Here is a 12,106-nt window from a genome sequence, read left to right on the forward strand (position 1 = left end):
AAGTATTGCCATGTTTTTGGGAAACCTAAATACTGAGGTCTCAAAGATTAAGCCCTATGGTCAGCATTCCCGGATATCACGTTAGCAAAGAACTCTACAACGGTTCTCGAACCTTAGTTTATCGTGCTAATCGAGAAACTGACCAAAAATCTGTGGTAATCAAGCTGATGAAAACTGCTTATCCCACTTTCAGTGAATTGGTACAGTTTCGCAACCAGTTCACTATTGCTAAAAATTTGAATCTACCTGGAATCATCCAAACCTATAGTTTGGAACCCTATCAGAATGGCTATGCGCTAGTGATGGAAGACTTTGGGGGAATCTCCTTGAAGGAATGGGGAGTGGGGGGAAGGGTAGAATCTCTGATGGAATTTTTACAAATTGCGATCGCTCTGTGTAATGCATTAGATATTCTAATTCGTCATCGGATCATTCACAAAGATATTAAACCCGCCAATGTTTTAATTAATCCAGAAACTAAAGAAGTTAAGTTAATTGACTTTAGTATTGCATCTCTGCTGCCACGGGAAACTCAAATCCTCATGAGTCCTAATGTGCTAGAAGGGACACTTGGCTATGTGTCTCCAGAGCAAACTGGGCGAATGAATCGGGGAATTGACTACCGTACTGATTTTTATTCTTTGGGTGTAACTTTTTACGAGCTACTAGCAGGGGAATTACCATTTCAATCGCAAGACCCGATGGAATTGGTACATTGTCATATTGCAAAACTTCCACCCCTTTTAGGGGACAGGAGACAGGAGACAGGGAATAGGCAAGAGATTCCCCAAGTTCTCTGTGACATTGTGATGAAACTGATGGCTAAAAATGCTGAAGACCGCTATCAGAGTGCATTCGGGCTGAAATATGATTTAGAAAACTGTTTACATGAGCTAAAAGAAACAGGGAAAATTGCAAGTTTCCCAATTGCTCAACGAGATGTGTGCGATCGCTTTATTATCCCAGAAAAACTCTATGGTCGTGAGCATGAAGTTGAAACTCTACTAAAAGCATTTGACCGCGTTACCAACAATCAGACAGAACTAATGCTGGTGGCTGGTTTTTCTGGTATTGGTAAAACAGCAATTGTTAACGAGGTTCACAAACCCATTGTCCGGCAGAGGGGCTACTTCATCAAAGGCAAATTTGACCAATTTAATCGTAATATTCCCTTCTTTGCTTTTGTGCAGGCGTTTCGAGACTTAATGGGGCAATTGCTGAGTGAAAGTGATGCCCATTTGTCAACTTGGAAAAATAAAATTTTACAAGCAGTGGGTGAAAATGGGCAAGTCATTCTTGAGGTAATTCCAGAACTAGAACAAATTCTTGGTCAACAAGCACCTGCAACACAACTTTCACCAAGTGCAGCACAGAATCGGTTTAATTTATTATTACAAAGATTTATTAAAGTATTCACTACCAAAGAACATCCCCTAGTCATTTTCTTAGATGATATGCAGTGGGCAGATTCAGCATCAATGAAGTTGATTCAGTTATTAATTAATGAGTCCAAAGAAGGATATTTGTTATTAATTGGAGCTTATCGAGATAATGAAGTGTCTGCTGCTCATCCATTGATGTTGACATTAGATGAGATTGCCAAAGCTAATGCGACTATTAACAAAATTACATTAGCTCCACTGAGTGAAGCAAGTTTAAATCAATTGGTTGCTGATACTCTAAAATGTTCACTACAAAACACACAAACATTAACACAACTGGTATATCAAAAAACCAAGGGTAATCCATTTTTTAGTACCCAGTTTTTCAAAGCTTTACATGAAGACCAGCTAATTAAATTTGATTTAGAGACTGGAAGTTGGCAATGTGATATTGCCCATTTAAAGGCGTTAGCTCTGACAGACGATGTGGTTGATTTTATGGTATTACAGTTGCGAAAATTGCCAGCATCAACACAGAATATTTTGAAATTAGCGGCTTGTATTGGTAATCAATTTGACTTAGCAACATTGGCAATTGTTTCTGAAAATTCCGAGACTGAAACAGCAACATCCCTCTGGAAAGCATTACAAGAGGGATTAATTCTGCCACAAAGTGAAGTTTACAAATTTTATGTCGGGCGAGAAACACAGGATTTAGTACAAAGTTCGCTAACTGTAAACTATAAATTTTTACATGATCGCGTTCAACAAGCAGCTTATGCATTAATTCCAGAGGATAAAAAACAATCCATCCATCTTCAAATTGGTCAACTGCTATTAAGCAAAATACCAATTAAAAAGCAGGAAGAGAGAATTTTTGAGATTGTTAATCAGTTGAATATTGGTGTAAAACTAATCACTAGACAATCTGACAGAGATAAATTAGCACAGTTAAATTTACTAGCTGGTCAAAAAGCCAAACTATCCACGGCTTATACTAATACGATAGAATATATTAATTGTGGTATTCAGCTATTGAAAATAGATAGCTGGCAACAACAGTATTCACTCACATTAGCCTTATATGAAGAAGCTGCTTCAGCAGCCTATCTCATGGGTCAGTTTGACCAGGTAGAAGAGTTTGTTAAGCAAGTACAACACCATGCTAAAACTTTACTAGATCGGATTAAATCGATTGAGATTCAAATCCAATCTTATTTAGCTCAGAGTCGTTTTGATGATTCGATTCAGACTGCGATCGCACTGTTAAATCTTTTAGGTGTCAAACTATCTCATCAAGCGAATCAAACACAAAATTTATTCAGTTTAGCTCAAACCAAATTACGGTTTTTAGGTAAATCCCCTTTAAGCTTAATTGATTTACCTGACATGACGGGGGGCAAACAATTGGCAGCAATCCGAATTTTGGCTAGTACGAATTCAACGGCTTATATTGCTCGTCCAGATTTATTGCCACAAATAATTTTGAGCGAAGTGAATTTATCGATGCAGTACGGCAATGCTGCTGCATCTGCATTTGGCTATGCCTGGTATGGATTGATTGAGTGTGGCATTCTGGGAAATATTGAGGTAGGGTATGAATTTGGTCAATTAGCATTACAAGTTCTCGAAAAATTCCATAGCAAGGAATTAAAAGCGAGAACTTTTTTCATTGTTCAAACATTTATTAATCACTGGCATCAACCCCTAAAAGACACAATCGCACCGTTAACTGAAGCCTATCAAGTAGGGTTAGAAACAGGAGATATTGAATATGCAGCTTGGGCTAGCTATAGCTGTAGTTTTCATGGATACTTGATGGGGCAGGAATTGGCTGAGTTAGAAAAACAGATGGGTGACTATGCTGAAGTCTACAGCCATTTTAAACAAGAAAAACCTCAGACATATATTAATTCATTTCGTCAAGCCATCTTGAATTTGTTGGGACAGTCTACTAATCCTAGTTACTTATCAGGTGATGTTTATGATGCACAAACTGTTCGCCCTTTACAACAGCAAGCTGGCGATCGCACTGGATTGAGTTTTAGCTATGCCAATGAACTCATACTTTGCTACCTGTTTGAAAATTATACCGGAGCATCTGAAGCCGCAATTCATGCAATAACCTATTTAGATGGGGTAACATCGGCGGCAATTGTACCAATAGTTTATTTTTATGAGGCACTAACCCAATTAATTCTCTATCCAACAGCAACAACTGCCCAGCAAAAACAGATTCTTAAAAAAGTAACTTCCCATCAGAAAAAGCTGAAAAAATGGGCGCATCATGCCCCAATGAATCATCAACACAAATTTTACTTAGTTGAAGCAGAACGGCATCGGATTTTGCAGCAAAAAAACAAAGCAATGGAACTGTACGATCGCGCCATAACTCTAGCTAAAGAAAACGGATATATCCAAGAAGAAGGCTTGAGCAATGAGTTGGCTGCCAAGTTATACCTCGACTGGGGCAAAGAAAAAATCGCCCAAACTTATATGCAAGAAGCTTATTACTGCTATGCCCGTTGGGGTGCTAAAGCCAAAACCGAAGACTTAGAAAAACGCTATCCCCAACTCCTGGTTCCCATCTTACAAGAGCAGCTTAATCCCTTGCAACTGAGATCAACCATCGATACATCATCATTCCCACATCAAACCATCCACACAAATCTTTCTAGTAGCAGTATTTCGGAAGCCCTAGATTTGGCCACCATCTTTAAAGCCTCACAAGTTCTCTCCAGTGAAATTAAATTAGAGCAATTACTCACTATCTTCTTGCAAGTGATAATGGAAAATGCCGGGGCACAAAAAGCTGCCCTACTTGTACTGCAACAGGAGAATTTAATAGTTGAAGCCGTAGCCACCATCAATGAAGGTGTCACCCTACTATCTGTACCATTGTCAACCAGCGAAGGTATTCCGATTACACTAGTAAACTTTGTCAAACACAGCTTAAAAACCGTTGTGCTGGATGATGCAACAGCAAAAACTGATTTTATCGCCGATCCATATTTCATTCAGCAACAACCTAAGAGTGTGTTGTGTACGCCGATATTAAACCAGGGTAAAATCATCGGGCTGCTATATTTAGAAAATCCGCTGACAATTGGTGTATTTACGAGCGATCGCACTGAAGTCATCCAACTGCTATGTTCACAAGCCGCCATCTCTCTAGAAAATGCCCGTCTTTATCAAGAATCTCAGAATTATGCCTATCAACTAGAGCGATCGCTGCAAGAACTTGAGCATACCCAATTACAAATGGTGCAAAACGAAAAAATGGCAACCTTGGGCAATTTAGTTGCAGGGGTAGCACATGAAATTAATAATCCCATTGGATTTCTCGAAGGCAGCCTTCACAATGCCGAAGAGTATACTCAAGACTTACTCGCCCATATCCAATTGTTTAAACAATATCATCCTTCTCCAGCGATCGCAGTCATTGAGCATGGCGAAAAAATTGACCTAGAATTTCTGATTGAAGACTTACCAAAGTTAGTAAGTTCGATGAAGGTGGCTTCAGAACGGATTAAAGACATTAGTACCAGTCTCCGCACCTTCTCCAGAGCTGATACAGCTGAAAAAGTTGCTTGTAATCTCCATGAAGGGATTGAGAGTACCCTGTTGATTTTGAAGTATCGCCTTAAAGCTAACGAAAAACGTCCAGCGATCGAAGTCGTCACCAAATACGGAAATTTACCATCAGTAAAGTGCTTTTTAGGACAGCTAAATCAAGTATTTATGAACATCCTCGCTAATGCCATTGATGCTTTAGATACATCCATTGGCGGGCTTTCTTTTGCTCAAGTGCAAGCCAATCTTCAGCAAATACTGATTCACACCGAAGTATCCAATGACAAGCACACGGTAACAATTCGCATCAAAGATAACGGTCAAGGGATGCCAGAGGAGATTAGAGCGCAGATATTTAACCACCTATTTACAACTAAAGAGGTTGGGAAAGGAACAGGATTAGGATTAGCGATCGCTCGTCAAATCGTTGAGGAAACCCATGATGGACGGTTAAGTTGCAATTCTGTGCTTGGCGAAGGAACAGAATTTGTCATAGAGATTCCAGTGTCTTAATAGCTACTACTGCGATTTCAAAAAATACAGAGATAAAGCCTGTTTTGTTTTAGGTGAATGAGGAGTTATTTGTAAAAGGCTGCTTGATTCACAATACAGGTCGATGCATTAGCTTTTCTAATAGTGTGCGCCTAATTTTGCCTCCTTTACATTACTTTAGAGACAGTCTCTAAAAACTTAGCTTAATTCTTCTAGTAGAGGAGAGAGCTAATTAAAAATGCGTATACTGCAATTACCAAGCAATAGTTTGATAAGCCCCTAGTTAAAGACCTACTAGGAGCTTTTTTTTAATTGATTATCCATCTCAATTGGGTCATATCCCAAAAGCTTAGTAGTAATTAAACTATTCCTTATGGATATTAATAATTAATTCTGATGGTAGATTAAGTCAGGGATGAAGATAGTTAATATGTATTTGTAAGTCAAAAACGTTTACCAAAATTAACAACAATGAATATTCTTGCTTGGATTGTTTTAGGTCTAATTGCTGGTGCGATCGCAAAAGCTATATATCCTGGTCATCAAGGTGGTGGAATTCTAGGAACAATTGTCTTAGGAATCATCGGTGCTTTTGTTGGCGGTAGTTTAGGTGTATTCTTCAGTACGGGAACCTTAGCTCTAGCAGCTCCTAGTCTTAGCATTCCAGGCATTGCGGTAGCAGTTCTTGGTGCAATTGTCGCAGTTTTCTTGTGGAATTTACTAACCAACCGCAGTGCTGTATAAAAGTAAAATTGCGGTAAATCAATGAGAAAGATTTCGCAAATTCATTTAACTATTTTTAACTGTGAATTAAATTAAAAAAATAGCGTCTCCGTAATTACAGGTAGGCGTTATTTTTTTTGATCGCAATAAAATAATCAAAATTAGCGCTAGCTAATAGTCCAATACAGTTTATATAGCAATCCTAAATCATTCGTGAAAAATTAGATCCCCGACTTCTCGAAGAAGTCGGGGATCTGGACATCTGCTATATAAGACCAAAACACTTGTAGAGACGGCGATTTATCGCGTCTTCAATACCCACCAATAGGCTATGTTGCAGCTTAGAGAGTGTTTAAAAGTCAGTAAAGCCTTCATTTTCAGCACAGATATTGCTAAAAATTCGACAGGTAGGAAGATTAGCGATCGCTAAGTATAAATGTTATTTTAAGAGTGTTAATTAGCTCTAAGAATTCCTATGCCAGCTTTTCTTTCAATATAATCTGCTAAGTTGATAAAATCTTCACGTGGATAGCATCTTCCACCAACCAGATCAAAGGCTAATCTACTGGCAGGATTTTCTGGATTTTCGAGTATATGTATACCCCAGTAGTAAAGTAGGTCACTAGTCCGAATACAAACTTCTTCCGGATCTATACAATGAAATTTATTATCTATTTTGCTAATTTCCTTATAAGCATTAGAATAGACTTCTTTTAAAAGTCTTAAACGCTTAATGCCAGGATCTTTAAAGTTGTTAACTAGTACAAATAAATGAGCTTTCTGATTGATTTTACGTATATCTGTCACAGTTGATTGAATAACTTTACCATGCTTGCTTATTCCCAGTGGATTGAAGGTTGTTGGAATAATACAATAATCTAATCGCTGAACTAACTCTCCTGGATTACGCTCTAATGCTGGTGAGCAATCGCAAATTACTATTTGACAGTCACGCGCAGCATCTTCATTCCAATCATTTCCATTAAACACTTGAATAGTTGTACCTACCCCTTTAGGATTGGGAACAAAAACACCATCACCTACTAATTTTTGCAGATTTTGTTCTGGATCTAAATCCACAAGCGCCACATTAAATCCTTGCAGCGCTAATGCTCCCGCTAAATGTCCTGCTACAGTTGTTTTCCCTACTCCGCCTTTACAGGTAAAAATTCCAAAATAAACTTTTTTTGGTGTAATCTCTTCGGTAGTTTCAGAATTAACTCTGCCACCAATGACAGAATCACCATCAATCCCAACAAGCTTATTTTCATGGGCAATCCCACAACGAATTCTAGCATCTTTACCCCAGGTTCTCATTAATGCCAATGCTGGGCCGCCAAATCCTTTTGTGGTTATAAACCAACCAAAATTAAATTTTTTGCCTTCGTCAGAATCTAAAAAATCAGCAAACTTTAAAAGCTGCGGCGTTGTTACGTTACCTTTTAGCCATTTAACTTGAACAACACCAACTAGATTTCCTTTTTTGACCACTAGATCATAGCCAGGTTGATTGGTCTTTGCAGTTTCAACAGTCCAATCTGCTTTATGGATCAGTTTTGCTACGTGCTGCTCAAAGTGGGTAAAATCCTCGATGAATTGTGGTTCTAATGGTGATGGCATAAACAGCTTTAAGTGTTTTGGCTCAGTGCAGTAGTATGTAATACAGTATACTCTACAAAAACAAACCCTGACCGTAGAGTTGATTGATATACCTAATATCAATTATTTCTGCTCATAATCCAAAGCTTGAATTTATATCGCTTATCTTTGAAGGAAAGACAGTATACTCGACATAAATTAACAGCAAAGTTACGTCTGATTCAAATAAGTATAAATACGCTAAAATCTACAGGTTTCATAAAATTTTCAATAAGTTGGACTGGTCGCTGCACACAAAGCGACGATGTTTAGTTAAGCTGTAAGCGCTATGATTAAAGTTTATTGAACATCTTATGCACTGGTTGTTATCTGGGCCGTTGAGTACGGAAGAATTGACGGTTAACATTGCAGGATTACCTGCATCGTTACAAGGTAAGAAGTTGGTGCAGTTGTCAGATTTTCACTACGATGGTTTGCGGCTGTCGGAAGATATGCTAGAAAAAGCGATCGCAGTTACTAACGAAGCTGAACCAGACTTGATTCTATTAACTGGTGACTACGTAACTGACGAGCCGATGCCGATTCACCAACTGGTACTTCGACTCAAACATCTGCAAAGTCGCAGTGGTATCTATGCTATTCTTGGCAATCACGATATACATTACAAACACGCAAAAGCAGAAGTTACACAGGCATTAACTAGCATTGGAATTCACGTTCTTTGGAATGAAATTGCCTATCCACTAGGAAAAGAATTGCCACTCGTTGGACTTGCGGATAGTTGGTCACGGGAATTTCACCCTGCACCAGTTATGAACCAGCTAAACCCCGACACACCCTGCATCGTTTTATCCCACAACCCCGATACTGCGGAGATATTACAAGCATGGCGAGTCGATTTACAATTATCTGGTCATACTCACGGTGGTCAAATCGTGATTCCCGGAATTGGCCCTGTGGCGTTGTTTTACGAAAAACTTGTAGAAAAAATACCCAAAAAAGTGCGGCGTCGATTCCCATTTTTAGAAGTAAATGTTTCTGTAGTCAGCCATTGGGAATGGGCACAGGGTTTTCATCAGCTAGGAAAAAATCAGTTATATGTCAATCGTGGTTTGGGAACTTACCTCCCAGGACGCTTATTTTGCCGCCCAGAAGTTACTATAATCACCCTACAAGGTGAGTAAGCTAATTCAAAATTCAATATAAAAGAATGCAATTACAGCAGGTATTCTGGCTGATGAGTACCTGACAGACATAATTCAAATCAATGAATTAATTGTATCTACAGTAGATGACATAAATTATTGCATTTTATCAAGTTACATTTTGATTTTTGGTAAGCTGTAAGCGCTGGTATGAGGAGTCTCGGTTGCCTTATGCATTGGTTGTTTACGGGACATTTAAGAGTAGATAAAATAACGGTTAAGATTGCACAACTTCCTGCATCTTTACAAGGTACAACGCTAGTGCAGTTGTCAGATTTTCACTACGATGGTTTGCGGCTATCGGAAGATATGCTTGAAGAAGCGATCGCAGTTACTAACGAAGCTGAACCAGATTTAATTCTATTAACTGGTGATTACGTAACTGACGACCCCATGCCAATTCACCAACTGGTGCTTCGATTAAAACATTTGCAGAGTCGCTGTGGTATTTACGCCGTACTTGGAAACCACGATATCTATTACAGCCACTCCAAAGCAGAAGTTACACAGGCTTTAACTAGCATTGGGGTGCATGTGCTTTGGAATGAAATCGCCTATCCACTAGGAAAAGAATTACCACTTGTGGGACTAGCTGATTATTGGTCACGGGAATTTTACCCCGCACCAATCATGAATCAACTAGATTCTGTTATACCCCGTATTGTTTTATCCCATAACCCAGATACAGCCAAGATATTGCAACAATGGCGCGTAGATTTGCAACTATCTGGTCATACTCACGGTGGTCACATCGTAATTCCGGGCATTGGCCCCCTAGTACTCTATTACAAAAAGCTACTCAAACAAATTCCCAAAAAATTGCGGCGTTGGGTAACATTTTTCCTGGGAGACTGCTCAAAAGTAGTGCGATATTGGGAGTGGGCGCAAGGGTTTCACAAGGTAGAAGAAAATCAATTATATGTCAACCGTGGTTTAGGAACTTATAAACCAGGACGTTTATTTTGTCCGCCAGAAGTAACTGTAATTACCTTAATTAGTCATTAACAATTCTGAATTTTTTAATGAACTCAAAGCAGAAACCGCCAGAAGCTACGATGGATAGGTATCAGCAGCTTGGGGCGGTTTCTTGAAGATTGGAGAATTCAGAAATAACTAACTCAACTAAGGTGGACAGCATTTGCGAGCGCTCTACTCAGAATTGCACATCCTTACATTCCAACTAGGTAGGCATTTTCTGGCTGTGCGTTCTAAAACCTCCAAAACAACTCATTGAACTCAAGGCAAAAACACATTCAATGGATGCCACAACCATAAAGAGCGATCGCAAGAACATTAGAGCAGGAGGCACAGGCTCTAACTTGAAAGTTTTTGTTTAACTTTTAACCTTTTTGTACCTTGCTCTTAATCTAGCATCGTGTTTGTTTAGCTACAAGACACGTTTACTAAACTTTAACAGCATTAATTTATCGCAATAATTCAAAAATATTGCTTAAAAACTGCCCACTTGTTGCGTATTGGCGTGAATACCAACATTATCAAGTGGGCTGAAAGTTCAGAAGCCGTTATTGAGCAGAACCGCCTCCGCCTGTAGTAGCATCACCTGCGGTAGAAGAACCGTTATTAGATGCAGGTGGAGTAGTTTTAGAGGTATCACTTGTCGTGTCTGGAGCGACATTCTTAGGAGAAGTATCGCTCTGCGAAGTCGGAGTATTACTAGATGGACTCGTAGGCTGGCTCTGTGACGCATTGGGAGTTGGCTGAGTTACAGAAGGTGCTTTTTCTGCCGCAGGCTGCTGGGGTGGAATAGTAATGTTAATATCCGGTTGGCGAGGTGCAGACGGAGGTGTAGCCTGCTGTTGTGGAACAGGAATAGGAACAGGTACTTCTCTAATTGTTTCGATTATCGTCGTTTGTGGTTGAGGAGATGCACTGGGGGTTGCACTACTATTACTCGGTACAGGAACCACGACTGGTACAGTCTTGTCAACGGCTGCGTTATTCTGCTGGTTGAAGTACCAAATTCCACCTATAACCAAACCAAGCAGGGAAGTAAGGATAATACCCAACAGTAAACCACCACTAACATTGTTTTCATCACGTTGGGCTAAATCTGCTTGCTGATTACTACGCTCAGTATTTCTACCTTGTACGTAACCGTTACTGTAAGAGTTGGGATTAGCTGTGCTGTTCTTTACGGTTTCAGTGGTTTGCGTCAAGTCAGTGTGAGTATTACCATTAGCATCAGTGTAAGATTCTTGCTTAAATTCACTGTTTTGGCTTTCGCGTTCATTGGGAATAGGCATAGCTATTGATTTCACTCCTCGATATCATGTTGACAAACTAAAGTTTTGTAAAAACAAGAGGTTTTACTCAATTGAAAAATATATGTTGCTGATAAATGTTGGGTTTTATTTGCTACGCGACTGCTGATGATTCTCAGGATAACCTCTGAGATCAGCAAGCGGCTCTATCTGTAGGAAGTTAATACTTAATCAAGAGAAAGAGTGTCCCAAAGATGGATGTTATTAAGGTGTCATCTGATGGGTAAAACCTTATCTCCAACGCCGATTTAGCCTCAGTAAACTTTTTATCCTCTGACAAAATCTTTCTACCAGAGGTCTAGGTTTTGATACATATCTAGGTGAGCGCGATCTACGTGTACTCCCCGGATTTCTTAACTCTTGTTCTATTTGAGCAGCTTTATTTAAATCTGAAGCGGCTCTATATTCGTATCCCAATTGTGAGCAAACTAGTCCACGATATTTATACGCGTCAACGTAGTGAGGATTGAGACGAATTGCGTGGGTAAAATCTGCGATCGCATCCTCATATCTTCCTTCTGTAGCATTCTCTACTCCTAAAGTATAGAAAGTTTCTGCATCCCAACGATTGACAGATATTTTTGTGGGATTTTTAGGCGAAGATGAAGATGGATTTTCAGAAATGGGAGGCTCAGATGGACTTTCAGATTTGAGCTTATTGTAAGCTGCATTGATTGATTTGATTTTTTCCTCAGCTTCCTGTTTTTGCTTTTGATCAACAAAGCGATCGGGATGCCAAATTTTCACCAGTTTACGGTAAGCTCGCTTCACCTGTGCTTGAGATGCATAGGGTTCCAGCCCAAGAATTTCATAAGCATGATTGATATCGAGGTCATCGCGCATACTGAAA

General features: G+C 39.4%; 7 protein-coding genes. 4 read left to right on the forward strand and 3 right to left on the reverse strand.

The features are described from left to right. Positions 1 to 56: 56 nt before the first annotated feature. Both ACWATR_RS06850 and ACWATR_RS06855 read left to right on the forward strand, forming a co-directional pair. Entirely contained in the window at positions 57 to 5,468 is a 5,412-nt protein-coding gene (locus tag ACWATR_RS06850) for a trifunctional serine/threonine-protein kinase/ATP-binding protein/sensor histidine kinase (protein ID WP_460330753.1), read from the forward strand. Between the two features lie 450 nt (positions 5,469 to 5,918). Further along, positions 5,919 to 6,191 carry a GlsB/YeaQ/YmgE family stress response membrane protein gene (locus ACWATR_RS06855; protein WP_069071700.1) on the forward strand — a complete coding sequence of 91 codons (273 nt, stop codon included), beginning with the start codon at positions 5,919 to 5,921 and terminating at the stop codon, positions 6,189 to 6,191. Positions 6,192 to 6,623: 432 nt separating this feature from the next. Here ACWATR_RS06855 and ACWATR_RS06860 read toward each other — a convergent pair whose 3' ends face one another. Then, the gene (locus ACWATR_RS06860; RefSeq protein WP_460330756.1) at positions 6,624 to 7,790 is read right to left on the reverse strand and encodes a nucleotide-binding protein; all 1,167 of its coding nucleotides are present in this window, start codon (positions 7,788 to 7,790) and stop codon (positions 6,624 to 6,626) included. Positions 7,791 to 8,122: 332 nt separating this feature from the next. Here ACWATR_RS06860 and ACWATR_RS06865 point away from each other — a divergent pair, with 332 nt between their 5' ends. Both ACWATR_RS06865 and ACWATR_RS06870 read left to right on the forward strand, forming a co-directional pair. Then, positions 8,123 to 8,953, forward strand: a complete 831-nt coding sequence (locus ACWATR_RS06865; RefSeq protein ID WP_460330759.1) for a metallophosphoesterase — start codon at positions 8,123 to 8,125, stop codon at positions 8,951 to 8,953. Positions 8,954 to 9,145: 192 nt separating this feature from the next. Beyond that, complete coding sequence (locus ACWATR_RS06870; RefSeq protein ID WP_181930665.1) at positions 9,146 to 9,979, forward strand: metallophosphoesterase; 834 nt, start codon at positions 9,146 to 9,148, stop codon at positions 9,977 to 9,979. Between the two features lie 518 nt (positions 9,980 to 10,497). Here the strand turns inward: ACWATR_RS06870 and ACWATR_RS06875 are convergent. Both ACWATR_RS06875 and ACWATR_RS06880 read right to left on the reverse strand, forming a co-directional pair. Further along, positions 10,498 to 11,238 carry a hypothetical protein gene (locus ACWATR_RS06875; protein WP_460330762.1) on the reverse strand — a complete coding sequence of 247 codons (741 nt, stop codon included), beginning with the start codon at positions 11,236 to 11,238 and terminating at the stop codon, positions 10,498 to 10,500. Between the two features lie 249 nt (positions 11,239 to 11,487). Next, entirely contained in the window at positions 11,488 to 12,099 is a 612-nt protein-coding gene (locus tag ACWATR_RS06880; protein WP_460330765.1) for a J domain-containing protein, read from the reverse strand. Positions 12,100 to 12,106: the final 7 nt, after the last annotated feature.

The organism is Nostoc sp. UIC 10890, assembly GCF_054786515.1.